Origin of the sequence: Cellulomonas wangleii, assembly GCF_018388445.1 — a bacterium.
Lineage (GTDB): Bacteria > Actinomycetota > Actinomycetes > Actinomycetales > Cellulomonadaceae > Cellulomonas > Cellulomonas wangleii.
Genome location: NZ_CP074405.1, coordinates 697,053 through 710,950 on the forward strand (window position 1 = coordinate 697,053; position 13,898 = coordinate 710,950).

Here is a 13,898-nt window from a genome sequence, read left to right on the forward strand (position 1 = left end):
CCATGTCCAAGCGGATCGACGTCTCGGACCTCGACGTGTTCTACGGCGACTTCCTCGCCGTCGCCGGCGTCAACATGACCATCGAGGCCCGGCAGGCCACGGCCCTCATCGGCCCGTCCGGCTGCGGCAAGTCGACGTTCCTGCGCACCCTCAACCGCATGCACGAGGTCATCCCCGGTGCGCGCGTGCAGGGCAAGGCGCTCATGGACGGCCAGGACCTGTACGCCCCCGACGTCGACCCGGTGACCGTGCGCCGGCTCGTCGGCATGGTGTTCCAGCGGCCCAACCCGTTCCCGACGATGTCCATCGCCGACAACGTGCTGGCCGGCGTGCGCCTCAACAACCGCCGCATGTCCAAGGGCGACCAGCAGGACCTGGTGGAGAGCTCGCTGCGTGGCGCCAACCTGTGGAACGAGGTGAAGGACCGCCTGGCGCGCCCCGGCTCGAGCCTGTCCGGCGGTCAGCAGCAGCGCCTGTGCATCGCGCGGGCGATCGCCGTGCGTCCGCAGGTGCTGCTCATGGACGAGCCGTGCTCGGCGCTCGACCCGATCTCGACCCTCGCCATCGAGGACCTGATCGCCGAGCTGAAGTCCGAGTACACGATCGTGATCGTCACGCACAACATGCAGCAGGCCGCGCGGGTGTCCGACCGCACGGCGTTCTTCAACATCGCCGGGACGGGCAAGCCCGGCCGGCTGATCGAGATGGACGACACCGCGACGATGTTCTCCTCGCCGCGCGAGCAGGCGACCGAGGACTACATCTCGGGCCGCTTCGGCTGACCGGCGCGCTGGTCGGTGCGGCGGTCGCGGAGGGGGCGGCCGTGCAGCGACGCACGCCCCGGGACGCACGAGGGGCCGGCCACCTCGCGGTGGTCGGCCCCTCGTGGTGCGTCGTGCTCAGCCCTGGTTCTCCTCGACGATCTCCTCGGGCTGCGGCTCCGAGGCGTCCTGCGTCGACGCCGGGCTGGGCGTCGCGCCCGGCAGCAGCGCCGCGTACTCGGGCAGCGCGCCGTCGAGCACGGGGACCATCAGCTCGACCGTGCCGCCGGTGGTGGTCGTGATGCTAAGGGGGACCAGCCCGCCGGGGCGCGCCGCGACCGCGGCCACGGGCACGTCCACCGCGCTGTAGCGCGCGGGCGCGTCCGCCGCGCCGATCAGCACGGTGCCGCCCGCGGGCACGTCCAGGCTCGTCGGCTCCTCGTCGCCCACCTGCAGGGTGACCTCCTGGGCGTCGCCCGAGTCGTTGGCGACCGCTCCGGTGAGGACCCCGGGGCCGTCCAGCTCGGCCGCGACGACCAGCATGTTGAGCACGCGCACGTCGTCCAGCGTGGTGCCGGCGCCGTCGGACGCCTCGTACTCCCCGATGGTGGTGATCGGGTTGGTCGCGGAGCAGCCGGTCAGGACGAGCGCTGCGGCGGCCACCAGGCCGGCGGCGGCGGTCCGGGCGGTGCGGGGGCGGAGGCGGGTCACGAGGGCTCCTGCTCGGGTCTCGCGCGCGGAGGCGGCGGGTGCGGGTGGGGCGGGCCGGGCCACGTGCCGGCGCCGGGGCGCCGGTCGCACGCTGGACGAGCCGCAGGTCAGCCTACCGTCGGCGGGCGCCGCGAGCCGCGGGGGGAGGTGCGCGGCGGGGTGCCGGCTGCGCGCACGGCGGGCCGCGGCGTGGACGCCGCCACGCGCCCACGGGTCCGCGCGGGTGGTGCGCGGGTCGCACCGCCGCGTGGTGCGCGTCCTTGTGCCCGGGGTCGTGGTGCGGCGTCCGGCACCCGTCCCGGCGCCGGTGGGCGCCGCTGACCAGCGGCGTGACCGGTGGTCGCCCGGCACGCTGACCAGCGCGGACGTCGCCGGACCACCGGAATGCGCAGGAGTGGGACGTGATACCATACACGTCTGCGAAAGGGGACACCGACAGATGACTTTCACTGTTGGGGAGACCGTCGTCTACCCGCACCACGGTGCAGCCAAGATCGAAGAGATCAAGAGCCGGACCATCCGTGGCGAGGAGAAGATCTACCTCAAGCTGAAGGTCGCTCACGGCGACCTGACGATCGAGGTTCCGGCGGAGAACGTCGATCTCGTGGGTGTCCGCGACGTCGTCGGCCAGGAAGGGCTCGACCGGGTGTTCGAGGTGCTGCGCGCCCCGTACACCGAGGAGCCGACCAACTGGTCGCGGCGCTACAAGGCCAACCTCGAGAAGCTGCAGTCGGGTGACGTCATCAAGGTGGCGGAGGTCGTGCGCGACCTGTCGCGCCGGGACGCCGACCGCGGCCTGTCCGCCGGCGAGAAGCGCATGCTCGCCAAGGCCCGTCAGATCCTTGTCTCGGAGCTCGCCCTGGCCGAGAAGACCGAGGAGGACAAGGCCGAGGCCATCCTCGACGAGGTCCTCGCCTCCTGAACGGCCCGCACGACGGCCCGGGTGTCCTGCACCCGGGCCGTCTGCTGTGTCGGGTTGTGCCGGGGCAGCACCGGCGAGGCACGATGCCCCCATGACCATCGCCGCCGTCCTGACCGCCGCGGGCAGCGGCTCGCGCCTGGGTCACGCGCTGCCCAAGGCCGTGGTCCCCGTGGCCGGGGTGCCGCTCGTGGTGCACGCCGCGCGCGCGCTGCTGGCCGCCCGCACCGCCGACGGCGCGTCGGTGACCCAGCTGGTCGTCACCGCGCCCGCCGCCCACCTCGACACCGTCGCCGCACTCGTGGGCGAGGTGGTCGACGAGGCCGCCGCCGACGTCCGGCTCGACGTGGTCGGCGGCGGGCGTACGCGGCAGGAGTCGGTCGCGGCGGGGCTCGCGGAGCTGACGGACGACGTGGACGTGGTGCTGGTGCACGACGCGGCACGGCCGTTCGCCCCGCCCGCCCTCGTCGCGCGGGTCGTGGAGGCGGTGCGCTCCGGTCACGCGGCCGTGGTGCCCGGCCTGCCCGTGGTCGACACGATCAAGCGGGTCGGGGCCGGCGACGGGACCGGCCGGCCCGTGCTCGAGACCGTGCCGCGCGGTGACCTCGTCGCGGTGCAGACGCCGCAGGGCTTCGCCCGGGACGTCCTGGAGCGGGCGCACGCCGTCGGGTCCGGCCGCGGCGCGGACGAGACGACAGCGGCGTCCGACGACGCGGGGCTGGTGGAGGCCACCGGCGTGCGGGTGTGGGTGGTGCCCGGTGACGAGCGTGCCGCCAAGGTGACGACGGCCCGCGACCTGATGGTCGCGCAGGCCCTGACGACGGGAGCTCCGGCGTGAACCTGCGCACCGGCATCGGCATCGACGTGCACGCCTACGACCCCGACCCCGCGCCCGACGCGGTGCTGCACCTGGCCGGCCTGGAGTGGCCGGGGGAGCGGCCGCTCGCCGGCCACTCCGACGCGGACGTCGCCGCCCACGCGGCGGCCGACGCGCTGCTGTCCGCCGCGGGCCTCGGCGACCTCGGGCAGCAGTTCGGCACCGCGGACCCGCGCTGGGCCGGGGCGTCGGGTGCGGCGCTGCTCGCCGAGGCGGCGCGCCGCGTGCGGGCCGCCGGCTTCACCATCGGCAACGTCGCCGTGCAGGTGGTCGGCAACCGGCCCAAGCTCGGCCCGCGCCGCATCGAGGCGCAGGCCGTGCTGTCGATGGCCTGCGGGGCGACGGTCACGGTGGCGGCGACCACCACGGACGGGCTCGGGCTGACGGGACGCGGGGAGGGCGTCGCGGCGATCGCCACCGCTCTCGTCACGAGCGACGCCGGCTGAGAGGCCCGCGGGCGTGGGCGACCCGCTCACGATGTGGGAACGCCACCACCCGCGCGGGTGAACTCGTCCGGGTGACCTCGCCGGTGGCGCCCGTCGGGCCGGACGTCCGTCGCCAAGCGGACGAATCGCCGGTACCGTCCCTCCACGTGACAGTCCCACCGACAGACAGTGAGCGCGCTCCCGCGCTCGGCGCGCCCCCGGCGGCGGGCCCGGTCGGCCTGCCCCGACGGCCCCGCACGCTGCCCGTCCGGCAGCGCAACCGCGTGTCGCTCGACACGCTGGAGGCCACGTTCGCGGGCCTGCAGCAGATCGACGACACCGCCCGCCCCGCGGCGCCCCGCACGCCCCCGCCCGACCTGTGGCCGCCCGTGACGGGCGCGCAGTCGCGCGTCACCGGGTGAGCAGGACCAGCTTCCCCCCGGCGTGACCCTCGCGGCTGCGCCGGTGCGCGGCCTCCGCCTCCTCGAGCGGGTACGTGCCGGTGATCTGCACGTCGAGGGTCCCGTCCGCGGCCAGGGCGGCGAGCTGTGCGCGCGCCGCCTGCCGGACCGCCGTGCCCGGGTCGGCGCCGGGCCCGTACCCCAGGCCCCGTACCCCGAGCCGCACGGCCCGGTCCAGCGCCACGATCGTCGCGACGCGGGAGCGGTCGGCGACGAGCTCGACGGACGTGTCGAGCGCCTCGGTCGTGCCGACCGTGTCGATCGCGACGGTGACCGGGCCGTTGCCCGCGACGAGGTCGCGGACCCGGTCGGTCAGCCCCGGCCCGTAGGCGACGGGCTCCGCGCCGAGCCGTCGCAGGCAGTCGTGCCACCTCGGTGACGCCGTGGCGAGCACGCGGGCGCCGCGCAGCACCGCGAGCTGCACCGCCATGCGCCCGACGCCGCCGGACGCCCCGTGCACCAGCACCACGTCGCCGGCGTCCACCGCGGTGGCCTCCACGGCGTGCACGGCCGTCACGCCGGCGGCGAGCAGGGCCGCCGCGCGGACCGTGTCCAGCCCGTCCGGCCGCCGCACCAGGACGTCCTGCGGTGCGGTGACCACGTCCGCGTAACCGCCCGTGACGGGCGAGGCGACGACCTCGTCGCCAGGGGAGTACCAGCGCACGCCCGGGCCGACGGCCTCCACGACGCCGGCGACCTCGAGCCCCAGGCGCACGGGCGGCCGGCCGCCCGACCCCGGTGCGTACGACTTCCAGTCCCACGGGTTCACGCCGGCGGCGTGCACGCGCACGCGCACCTCGCCCGGCCCGGGCGGGGGGAGGTCCACCTCGACGACCCGCAGCACCTCGGGCCCGCCCAGCGCGCTCGCCACGACCGCCCGTCCTTGGTCCGCCACCCGCTCAGCCTTACGGGCGACGGCGCGTCTGACCAGACCCGGCGAGTCGCCCGTTCGCCTGAAACGTCCGGACGTGACCCCTGGTGTGCCGCGGCGCCGGGTGCATCAGGGCAACGGGCCCAGGACGCGGTCGACGTAGTCGTTGCGGAACGTGCCGGTGGGGTCGACCCGGGCCCGGACGCGGTTGGCGTCGGCCAGCCGGGGGTAGAGCGCGGCGAGCCGGACGTGGTCCAGGCTGTGCAGCTTGCCCCAGTGGGGTCGGCCGTCGACCTCGGCCATGATCCGCTCGACGGCGTCGAAGTACCGGCGGTGCGGCATGCGGTGGTACTGGTGCACGGCGACGTACCCGGTCGCGCGACCGTGCGCGGTGGACAGCCACAGGTCGTCGGGGGCGGCGAAGCGCACCTCGAGAGGGAAGGGCACCGGCTCGCGCGTGGTCCGCAGCCAGCGGTCCACCGCGCGGAGCACGTCGGGGACGTGCTCGCGCGGCACGGCGTACTCCATCTCGCGGAACCGGACGCGGCGACGCGCGACGAAGACGTCGGCCGAGCCTGCGGTGTACGTGCGTCCGGCCAGCGCACGGCCGGCCACGGCGTTGAGCAGCGGGACGGCCCGCGGGTACGCCGCGGCGAGCCGGTTCGTCACCGCGAAGACGCCGTTGGACAGCACCTCGTCGTCGACGAGGTGGCGCAGCAGCGGCAGCGGCTGGTCCGCCTCGTCGTCGGCCACGCGGTTGTTGCACTTGGCGAGCGCGCGGTCGGTGTGCGGGAACCAGAAGAGCTCGAAGTGGTCGTTGGCGTCGGCCAGCTCGTCCATGCGGGTGAGCAGCTCCGCCAGCGGCATCGGCGCCTCGCGGGCACGCAGGCGGAAGGCGGGCACCACCTCGAGCGTCACCGCGGCGAGCACACCCGCGGTGCCCAGGCCCAGCCGGGCCAGCTCGAAGAGCTCCGGGTCGTGCCCGGGGGACACCTCGACCACGTCGCCGGCCGCGGTGACCACGCGGCAGCCGACGACCTGGGTGGCGAGCCCGCCGAGGCGTGCGCCGGTGCCGTGCGTGCCGGTGCTGATCGCCCCGGCCACGGTCTGCCGGTCGATGTCGCCCAGGTTGCGCATCGCCAGGCCGCGCGCCGCGAGGGCCGCGTTGAGGTCGGCGAGGCGCGTACCTGCTCCCACGGTGACGTGGGCGTTCCCGTCCGGGCGGGGAGCGACCCGTTCGACGCCGGTCAGCGCGTCGAGGTGGAGCTGCACGCCGTCGGTCACGGCCGCTCCGGTGAACGAGTGACCCGACCCCACCGCGCGCAGCCGCCGCCCGGCGGCCGTCGCGGTGGTCACCTCCTGGACGAGCGCCTCCAGGTCGCGAGGTCGTGCCACCCTCAGGGGGGTCGCGGACTGCGTCCGCGCCCAGTTGCGCCACGTCGGGCCACCGGCCCCCCCGGGCCCACGTGCTCCCATCTCAGCAGAATCCGCTGGGCGTCCGTCCAAGTCAAGTGCGGGAAATCCTTGACTATCGTCACGACTACCGATGAGATGAACCTCGAGAGGCGTCGACGGCTGCCGGGGGGGTGTGCTCGTCCGACGTCCACGAGGAGGATGCAATGAGCCGTCTGCCGGTCGCCGAGCGTCGTGAGCAGCTCATCGAGGCCGCACTGAACGTGGCGAGCAGGGAGGGCATCGACGGTGCGACGGTTCGCGCCGTCGCCGCCGAGGCGGGTGTCTCCCTGGGTGTCGTCCACTACTGCTTCCGTGACAAGGACGAGCTGCTGCGCGCGATGGCGCACACGATCACGGAACGCAACCTCGCCCGCGGCATGGCCGAGATGCCGGCCTCCGCGCCCGCGCGCGACCTCATCATGGGCGTGCTCGAGGGGCTGTGGGCGAACATCCGCGCGACCCGCGGGCCGCAGCTGCTGACGTACGAGCTGACGACGACGTCGCTGCGTCACCCCGAGCTCCAGCAGGTCGGGGTCGACCAGTACATCGGCAGCTGGGCCGCGGCCGAGCAGTTCCTCGAGGAGATCGAGCGGGCCGGCGGCGTCACGTGGCGCGCGCCGCGGCACCTCATCGCGCGCTCCATCATCGCGACCATCGACGGGTTCTCGCTCGCGTGGCTCGTCGACGGCGACGCGGAGGCCGGCTACCAGGGGCTGCGGCTGTTCGCCGAGCACCTGGCGACGCTGGCGGTGCCGCTGGACGAGTCCGCCCTGCTCGGTGACATGGCCCCGACGGAGCAGGCCCAGGACCAGGACCCGCAGGAACGGACGGCGGAGGTGCGCTCGATCGCGCCGCCGGTCGCTCCGGCCGGGGTGACCGCCCTGGCATGACCGCACCGACCGCGGCGCGCGGCGCCGGCACCACCGCCGGCGCGGCGTCGGCGACGGGTCCGGTGACACGCACGCTGGGGGAGCGGCTCGACGCGGCGACCGCCGGCCTGTCCGCACCGCTCGTCGTGGTGGACCTCGACGCCCTCGAGGCCAACGCGACGGACGTGGTGCGGCGGGCCGGCGGCACGCCCGTGCGCGTCGCCAGCAAGTCCGTCCGGGTGCGGCACGTGCTCGAGCAGGTGCTGGCACGGCCCGGGTTCGCCGGCGTCATGGCGTACGCGGCCACGGAGGCCCGCTGGCTCGCCGGTCACGGCGTGCGTGACGTCCTGCTCGGGTACCCGACCGTCGACGCCGCCGCGGTGGACGCCGTGGCTGCGGACCCGCAGGCGGCCGCCGCCGTGACGTTCATGGTCGACGACACCGTCCAGGCCGACCTGCTGGCCGCTGCCGCCCGCCGCCACGACCGTCGGCTGCGGGTCTGCCTCGACGTGGACGCGTCCCTGCGGCTGGGACGCGGCCCGCTCACCCTGCACGTGGGGGTGCGGCGCTCGCCGGTGCGCACGCCCGCCGACGCGGCGGCGCTCGCCCGCGCGGTCGAGCGGCGCGGGTGCCTCGACGTCCGCGGCGTCATGCTCTACGAGGCGCAGATCGCCGGGCTGCCGGACGCGACCGCGGGTGTGCGGCTGCTCAAGGCAGCGTCGGCGCGCGAGCTGGCCCGACGCCGGGCCGAGGTCGTGGCCGCCGTGACAGCCGCGACGGGGCATCCGATCGACCTCGTCAACTCCGGGGGGACGGGCTCGCTCGAGGTCAGCGCGGCCGCACCGGGTGTCACGGAGGTGACCGCGGGGTCGGGACTGTTCGCGCCCACGCTGTTCGACGGGTACCGCGCCTTCAGGCCGCGGCCCGCCGCGTACATCGGGCTCGACGTGGTGCGCATCCCGGGCGACGGGTGGGCCACGGTCTTCGGGGGCGGCTACGTCGCGTCCGGGCCGCCGGGGCCCGGACGCCTGCCCCGGCCCGTGCAGCCGGCAGGGCTGCGGCTGGGCGGACGCGAGGGCGCCGGTGAGGTGCAGACGCCCTTGCGTGTCCCCGCCCGCGCCGACCTGCGCATCGGTGACCGCGTGTGGTTCCGCCACGCCAAGGCCGGTGAGGTCATGGAGCGCTTCTCCGAGGTGCACCTGGTGCGCGGCGACCGCGTCGAGGCCACCGTGCCCACGTACCGCGGCGAGGGCATCTGCGCCGGCTGAGCGCGGCCACCCGCGGTGCCGGTCGGGCGCGGGCAGCCCGCCCCGGTAACCTGGGGCGGTGAACCTGCGGCTGTACGACAGCGGCACCCAGGCGGTGCGCGACTTCGTCCCCCTCGTCGAGGGTCGGGTCGGCATCTACCTGTGCGGTGCCACCGTGCAGGCGCCGCCGCACATCGGCCACGTCCGCTCCGCGGTGGCGTTCGACGTGCTGGTCCGCTGGCTGCGCCGCAAGGGCGTGCGCGTCACGCTGGTCCGCAACGTCACCGACATCGACGACAAGATCCTGGCCAAGGCCGCGGCCGCCGGCAGCGAGTGGTGGGCCTGGGCGCTGACCAACGAGCGGGCGTTCGCGGCCGCGTACGACGCGCTGGGTGTGCTGCCCCCGGACTACGAGCCCCGGGCGACCGGTCACGTGCCGGCGATGCTCGACCTCATGGACCGGCTCGTCGAGCGCGGCCACGCCTACGTCGCGGGCCCGGGCGACGTGTACTTCGACGTGCGCTCGTGGGCCGAGTACGGCTCGCTGACCAACCAGCGCGTCGACGACATGACCGACGTCCCCGAGGACGCGGGCACCGGCAAGCGCGACCCGCACGACTTCGCGCTGTGGAAGGCCCCGAAGGACGGGGAGCCCGCGACCGCGTCGTGGGACACCCCGTACGGGCGGGGCCGACCCGGCTGGCACCTGGAGTGCTCGGCCATGGCGCACCGGTACCTGGGCGAGGCGTTCGACATCCACGGCGGCGGCCTCGACCTGCGCTTCCCGCACCACGAGAACGAGCAGGCGCAGTCGCGCGCCGCGGGCTACGGGTTCGCGCGGTACTGGCTGCACAACGGCTGGGTCACGCAGGGTGGCGCCAAGATGAGCAAGTCGCTCGGCAACGGGCTGCTGGTGACCACGGTGCTGGAGAAGGCCCCGGCCGCCGTCGTCCGCTACGCGCTCACCGCGGTGCAGTACCGCTCGATGCTCGAGTGGACCGATGACACGCTGGCCGAGGCCGAGGCGACGTGGGACCGGCTCGCCGGGTTCGTGCAGCGGGCCGCGGAGCGCGTCGGTGCCGCCTCGGACCACGAGGTGGCGCACGTCGAGCTGCCCGCGGCCTTCGCCGCCGCACTGGACGACGACCTCAACGTGCCCGCCGCGCTCGCGGCCGTGCACGAGACGCTGCGCGCGGGCAACAGCGCGCTCGCAGCGGGCGACGACGACACCGCCCGCACCGCGATGGTGGCGCTGCGCGGCATGCTCGACGTGCTCGGCCTCGACCCCGGCTCCCCGCAGTGGAGCACGGCGGCCGGTGACGGGCGCACCGCGCGGGCCCTGGACGCGCTGGTGCGCGCCGAGCTCGACGCACGCGCGGCGGCACGTGCCGCCCGCGACTGGACCACCGCCGACGCGATCCGCGACCGGCTGACCACTGCGGGAGTCGTCGTCGAGGACTCCCCGACGGGTGCGCGCTGGACGCTCGCCGCGCCCGCGACCCACACCACGGAGGACTGATGGCCGGCAACTCCCAGCGCCGAGGCGCGACCCGCAAGCCGGGGAGCAAGAAGGGCGCCCGCGTCGGCACCGGCGGGCACAGCCGCCGTGCGCTCGAGGGCAAGGGCCCCACGCCCAAGGCCGAGGACCGGCCGTACCACGTCGCGCACAAGCGCAAGGTCGCGGCGGAGAAGGCCACCGGCACGTCGGGCGCGTCCGGTCGCCCGTCGGCACGTGCCGCGCGCGGGGCATCCGGCTCCCGCGGGGGCCGCACCTCGTCGACCCACGAGATCGTGTCCGGCCGCAACTCCGTGGTCGAGGCGCTGCGTGCCGGGATCCCGGTCTCGACCGTCTACCTGGCGTCGCGCCTCGAGGCCGACGACCGCACGCGCGAGATCATCTCGACCGCCGCGGACGCGGGCTACCCGCTGCTCGAGGTGGGCCGTGCCGAGCTCGACCGGCTGACCGACGGCAGCGTCCACCAGGGCGTCGCGATCCAGGTGCCGCCGTACGAGTACCTCGAGCCCGACGACCTGCTGGACACCGCCGAGGCGTCGGGCACGGCACCGCTCGTCGTCGCGCTCGACGGCATCACGGACCCTCGCAACCTCGGTGCCGTGCTGCGGTCCGCGGGGGCGTTCGGGGCGCACGGCGTGCTGGTCCCCGAGCGGCGTGCCGCCGGCGTGACGGCTTCCGCCTGGAAGGTCTCGGCCGGTGCGGCCGCCCGCGTGCCCGTGGCCCGCGCGACCAACCTCACCCGCGCGCTGCAGGACTACCGCCGCGCCGGGGTGTTCGTCGTCGGCCTCGACGCCGGCGGCGACGTGCCGCTCGGTGAGCTGCCGTTCGCCGCGGACCCGCTCGTGCTGGTCGTCGGCTCCGAGGGCAAGGGGCTGTCCCGGCTGGTGCGCGAGCAGTGCGACGCGATCGTCTCGATCCCGATCGCGTCCGCCGTCGAGTCGCTCAACGCCGGCGTGGCCGCGGGTATCGCGCTGTACGAGGTCGCGCGCCAGCGCGCCGTCTGAGGGCGGCGAGGGCGCCCGCCGGGGACCCCTGCGGGCGCCGCGCGCGTGATGGTGCACCGTCAGGCGGGTGCACCGTCAGGCGGGTGCGCCTGCCGGCCGGTCAGCCGATGAGCCGGTCGAGGTCGACGTCGTCGTCGCCGCCGTCGCGCAGGTCCTCCGCGCGGGTGCCGAGCACGGCCTGCTCGTCGGGGCGGGTCGGGAGGATGTCCCGCACGTAGCCGGCGGCGACCTCAGGCATGGGCACGTCACGGTGCTGCTGCTGCGACAGGAACCAGCGGTGGTCGAGCAGCTCGTGGTAGATCTGCGCGGGCTCGAGCTTGCCGCGCAGCTCGCGCGGGACGCTGCGCACCGCGGGCTCGAAGACGTCGGTGAGCCAGTCGTGCGCCACGAACGCCTCGTCGTCGGCCTGCCGGTCGGTGGCGGCGCGGAACTCGTCCAGGTCGTTCAGCAGGCGACGTGCCTGGTTCTCCTGGACGTCCAGGCCGGTGAGCCGCATGAGACGACGCGAGTGGTGCCCGGCGTCGACGACCTTGGGCTGGATCCGCACGGACGTGCCGTCGAGGTCGGTGGTGATGTCGAGCTCGCCGACGTCGAAGCCCAGGTCGTTGAGGCGGTCGATGCGTGCCTGGACCCGCCACCGCTCACCGAACCCGAAGGACTCGGTCTCGGTCAGCGCCCGCCACAGCTCCTCGTACCGCACGACCAGCGCCTCGCCGATGGCGACCGCGTCCTCGGCCTCGTCGAGGAACTCCCCGGCCTGCAGGTCCATGAGCTCGCCGATGATGTTCACGCGCGCGACCTCGAGGTCGTAGCCGCGCTGACCAGGGGTCAGGCGGTCGTGCAGGTCGCCGGTCTCGGCGTCGACGAGGTACGCGGCGAACGTCTCCGCGTCGCGCCGGAACAGCGTGTTCGACAGCGAGACGTCGCCCCAGTAGAAGCCCGCGAGGTGCAGACGGACCAGCAGGACGGCCAGGGCGTCGATGAGGCGGGTCGCGGTGTCGGGCCGCAGCGCCTGGCTGAACAGCGCGCGGTACGGCAGCGAGAACTGCAGGTGCTGCGTGATGAGCACCGCCTCGAGCGGCTCGCCGTCGGGGGCGCGCCGTCCGGTGATGACACCGACGGGCTCCACGCCGGGCACGTCGAGCTTGCGCAGCTGGCGCAGCAGCTCGTACTCGCGGTACGCGACCGTCTCGCCGATCTCCTTGATCGCGACGACCCGCCCGGACATGCGGGCGAACCGCACGACGTGCCGGGAGATGCCGCGGGGCAGGGCCGCGAGGGTCTCCGCCGGCCACTCCTCCAGCGGCACGTGCCACGGCAGGTCCAGCAGCGCCGGATCGGGATTGGCTGCCGTGATCTGCAGACGCTGTGCCGTACCGCTCATGGCCGGATCCTCTCAGGTGCAGCCGACATCCGACGAACCCCGGACGCACGCGAGGCGGGCCCGGACGTGCCGGACCCGCCTCGTCGCGCTGTGCAGGACGTCAGGCGATGCGCTCGCCGGAGCCCGCGTGGAACAGGTGCTGCTCGTTGGGGCGGATGCGCACGTAGATGGTGCCACCCTTCGGCGGGACCTGGCGGGGGTCGACGCGCACGATGATCTGCGCGTCGCCGGCGCCGGAGTGCACCTGGCTGGCCTGGCCGAACTCGTTGGTCAGCGAGCCGTAGACGAACGCGTCCGAGCCGAGCTCCTCGACGATGTTGACCTCGACCGGGAACGAGTCCGGCGTGCCCTGCGGCACGACGTCGAGCGACTCGGGGCGGAAGCCGACCGTGACGTGGCCCTTGTCGTCGTCGGTGAGGCTGCTGATCGCCTCACGCGGCAGCGCCAGGCGCGACTGGCCGACCGACGCGGTGCCGTCGAGCACCGGGAACGTGCCGATGTTCATGGCGGGCGAGCCGATGAAGCCGGCGACGAAGACGTTGGCCGGGGTGTCGTACATGTCACGCGGCGTGCCGACCTGCTGGAGGATGCCGTCCTTGAGGACCGCGATGCGGTCACCCATGGTCAGGGCCTCGGTCTGGTCGTGCGTGACGTAGACCGTGGTGACGCCGAGGCGGCGCTGCAGCGACGCGATCTGCGTACGCGTCTGGACGCGGAGCTTGGCGTCGAGGTTCGACAGCGGCTCGTCCATGAGGAACACCTGGGGCTGACGCACGATGGCGCGGCCCATGGCGACGCGCTGACGCTGGCCACCGGACAGCGCCTTCGGCTTGCGGTCGAGGTACTGGGACAGGTCGAGGATCTTGGCAGCCTCCTCGACGCGCTGACGGATCTCCGCCTTCGGCGTGCCGGCGATCTTGAGCGCGAAGCCCATGTTGTCGGCGACCGTCATGTGCGGGTACAGCGCGTAGTTCTGGAAGACCATCGCGATGTCGCGGTCCTTGGGCTGCACGTCGGTGACGTCGCGGTCACCGATGAGGATGCGGCCGGCGTTGACGTCCTCGAGACCCGCGAGCATGCGCAGGGAGGTCGACTTGCCGCAGCCCGAGGGGCCGACGAGGACGAGGAACTCGCCGTCCTCGATGTGGAGGTTGAGCGCGTCCACCGCGGGGCGCTCGGTCCCCGGGTAGATCCGGGTCGCGTGGTCGAACGTGACCGTAGCCATGGTTCAGTCCCTTCACCGGCAGGTACGTGCCGGACGATCCGTCGTGAAGAGTGTCAACGCAGCACCGCGGGGACGCGGGGCTGCTGAGCCCTTGTGTCTCCGCTGACACGGAACGAGGGGGGTCCGATCGGGCCTCCCTCGGTCGCGGCCCAGTATGGCACAGGGACCTGTCG

General features: G+C 74.6%; 14 protein-coding genes. 9 read left to right on the forward strand and 5 right to left on the reverse strand.

Annotated elements, in window-relative coordinates; all coding sequences use genetic code 11:
• Nucleotides 1–2: 2 nt before the first annotated feature.
• On the forward strand, nt 3–782 hold the full coding sequence (pstB, locus tag KG103_RS03400; protein WP_207340459.1) for a phosphate ABC transporter ATP-binding protein PstB: 780 nt from the start codon (nt 3–5) through the stop codon (nt 780–782).
• A 117-nt stretch (nt 783–899) separates the two neighbouring features.
• On the opposite strand, the gene KG103_RS03405 is transcribed toward pstB, so the two are convergent.
• Nucleotides 900–1,472, reverse strand: coding sequence for a hypothetical protein (locus KG103_RS03405; RefSeq protein WP_207340460.1), 573 nt, complete (start codon nt 1,470–1,472; stop codon nt 900–902).
• 439 nt (nt 1,473–1,911) lie between these two features.
• On the opposite strand from KG103_RS03405, the gene KG103_RS03410 reads away from it, so the two are divergent.
• The 4 genes from KG103_RS03410 to KG103_RS03425 all read left to right on the forward strand — a co-directional run bounded on the left by KG103_RS03410 (nt 1,912) and on the right by KG103_RS03425 (nt 4,115).
• The gene (locus tag KG103_RS03410; protein WP_046530074.1) at nt 1,912–2,394 is read left to right on the forward strand and encodes a CarD family transcriptional regulator; all 483 of its coding nucleotides are present in this window, start codon (nt 1,912–1,914) and stop codon (nt 2,392–2,394) included.
• 91 nt (nt 2,395–2,485) lie between these two features.
• Nucleotides 2,486–3,229 (forward strand): 2-C-methyl-D-erythritol 4-phosphate cytidylyltransferase, encoded by a 744-nt coding sequence (gene ispD, locus KG103_RS03415; protein WP_207340461.1) that lies wholly within the window; start codon nt 2,486–2,488, stop codon nt 3,227–3,229.
• The gene (gene ispF, locus KG103_RS03420; protein ID WP_089800501.1) at nt 3,226–3,714 is read left to right on the forward strand and encodes a 2-C-methyl-D-erythritol 2,4-cyclodiphosphate synthase; all 489 of its coding nucleotides are present in this window, start codon (nt 3,226–3,228) and stop codon (nt 3,712–3,714) included. Before ispD ends, ispF begins: the two co-directional genes overlap by 4 nt.
• A 146-nt stretch (nt 3,715–3,860) precedes the next feature.
• Nucleotides 3,861–4,115 carry a hypothetical protein gene (locus tag KG103_RS03425; protein WP_207340462.1) on the forward strand — a complete coding sequence of 85 codons (255 nt, stop codon included), beginning with the start codon at nt 3,861–3,863 and terminating at the stop codon, nt 4,113–4,115.
• On the opposite strand, the gene KG103_RS03430 is transcribed toward KG103_RS03425, so the two are convergent.
• Nucleotides 4,105–5,025 carry a quinone oxidoreductase family protein gene (locus KG103_RS03430; protein ID WP_249670759.1) on the reverse strand — a complete coding sequence of 307 codons (921 nt, stop codon included), beginning with the start codon at nt 5,023–5,025 and terminating at the stop codon, nt 4,105–4,107. The two genes, KG103_RS03425 and KG103_RS03430, sit on opposite strands and share 11 nt — an antisense overlap.
• Before the next feature lie 129 nt (nt 5,026–5,154).
• Nucleotides 5,155–6,501: a D-arabinono-1,4-lactone oxidase gene (locus KG103_RS03435; protein WP_207340464.1), complete on the reverse strand. Its 1,347-nt coding sequence runs from the start codon at nt 6,499–6,501 to the stop codon at nt 5,155–5,157.
• Nucleotides 6,502–6,644: 143 nt separating this feature from the next.
• Here KG103_RS03435 and KG103_RS03440 point away from each other — a divergent pair, with 143 nt between their 5' ends.
• From KG103_RS03440 to rlmB, 4 genes are read left to right on the forward strand one after another with little or no spacing between them, the layout of a single operon-like run.
• Entirely contained in the window at nt 6,645–7,370 is a 726-nt protein-coding gene (locus KG103_RS03440; protein WP_207340465.1) for a TetR/AcrR family transcriptional regulator, read from the forward strand.
• On the forward strand, nt 7,367–8,617 hold the full coding sequence (locus KG103_RS03445) for an alanine racemase (RefSeq protein WP_207340466.1): 1,251 nt from the start codon (nt 7,367–7,369) through the stop codon (nt 8,615–8,617). The genes KG103_RS03440 and KG103_RS03445 overlap by 4 nt, the downstream gene beginning before the upstream one ends.
• A 58-nt stretch (nt 8,618–8,675) precedes the next feature.
• Nucleotides 8,676–10,115, forward strand: a complete 1,440-nt coding sequence (gene cysS, locus KG103_RS03450; RefSeq protein WP_207340467.1) for a cysteine--tRNA ligase — start codon at nt 8,676–8,678, stop codon at nt 10,113–10,115.
• Nucleotides 10,115–11,116 (forward strand): 23S rRNA (guanosine(2251)-2'-O)-methyltransferase RlmB, encoded by a 1,002-nt coding sequence (gene rlmB, locus KG103_RS03455; protein WP_207340468.1) that lies wholly within the window; start codon nt 10,115–10,117, stop codon nt 11,114–11,116. The genes cysS and rlmB overlap by 1 nt, the downstream gene beginning before the upstream one ends.
• A gap of 100 nt (nt 11,117–11,216) precedes the next feature.
• Here the strand turns inward: rlmB and KG103_RS03460 are convergent, their stop codons facing one another.
• Both KG103_RS03460 and KG103_RS03465 read right to left on the reverse strand, forming a co-directional pair.
• On the reverse strand, nt 11,217–12,500 hold the full coding sequence (locus KG103_RS03460) for a DUF4032 domain-containing protein (RefSeq protein ID WP_207340469.1): 1,284 nt from the start codon (nt 12,498–12,500) through the stop codon (nt 11,217–11,219).
• Between the two features lie 100 nt (nt 12,501–12,600).
• Nucleotides 12,601–13,725, reverse strand: a complete 1,125-nt coding sequence (locus KG103_RS03465) for an ABC transporter ATP-binding protein (protein ID WP_207340470.1) — start codon at nt 13,723–13,725, stop codon at nt 12,601–12,603.
• Between the last annotated feature and the right edge of the window lie 173 nt (nt 13,726–13,898).

Excerpts from the sequence above, each read along its gene's own strand:
- pstB (WP_207340459.1), top strand. The coding sequence starts at position 3 with ATGTCCAAGCGGATCGACGTCTCGGACCTCGACGTGTTCTACGGCGAC.
- ispD (WP_207340461.1), top strand. The coding sequence starts at position 2,486 with ATGACCATCGCCGCCGTCCTGACCGCCGCGGGCAGCGGCTCGCGCCTG.
- KG103_RS03435 (WP_207340464.1), bottom strand. The coding sequence starts at position 6,501 with ATGGGAGCACGTGGGCCCGGGGGGGCCGGTGGCCCGACGTGGCGCAAC.
- KG103_RS03440 (WP_207340465.1), top strand. The coding sequence starts at position 6,645 with ATGAGCCGTCTGCCGGTCGCCGAGCGTCGTGAGCAGCTCATCGAGGCC.
- KG103_RS03465 (WP_207340470.1), bottom strand. The coding sequence starts at position 13,725 with ATGGCTACGGTCACGTTCGACCACGCGACCCGGATCTACCCGGGGACC.
- KG103_RS03410 (WP_046530074.1), top strand. The coding sequence starts at position 1,912 with ATGACTTTCACTGTTGGGGAGACCGTCGTCTACCCGCACCACGGTGCA.
- KG103_RS03445 (WP_207340466.1), top strand. The coding sequence starts at position 7,367 with ATGACCGCACCGACCGCGGCGCGCGGCGCCGGCACCACCGCCGGCGCG.
- rlmB (WP_207340468.1), top strand. The coding sequence starts at position 10,115 with ATGGCCGGCAACTCCCAGCGCCGAGGCGCGACCCGCAAGCCGGGGAGC.
- KG103_RS03460 (WP_207340469.1), bottom strand. The coding sequence starts at position 12,500 with ATGAGCGGTACGGCACAGCGTCTGCAGATCACGGCAGCCAATCCCGAT.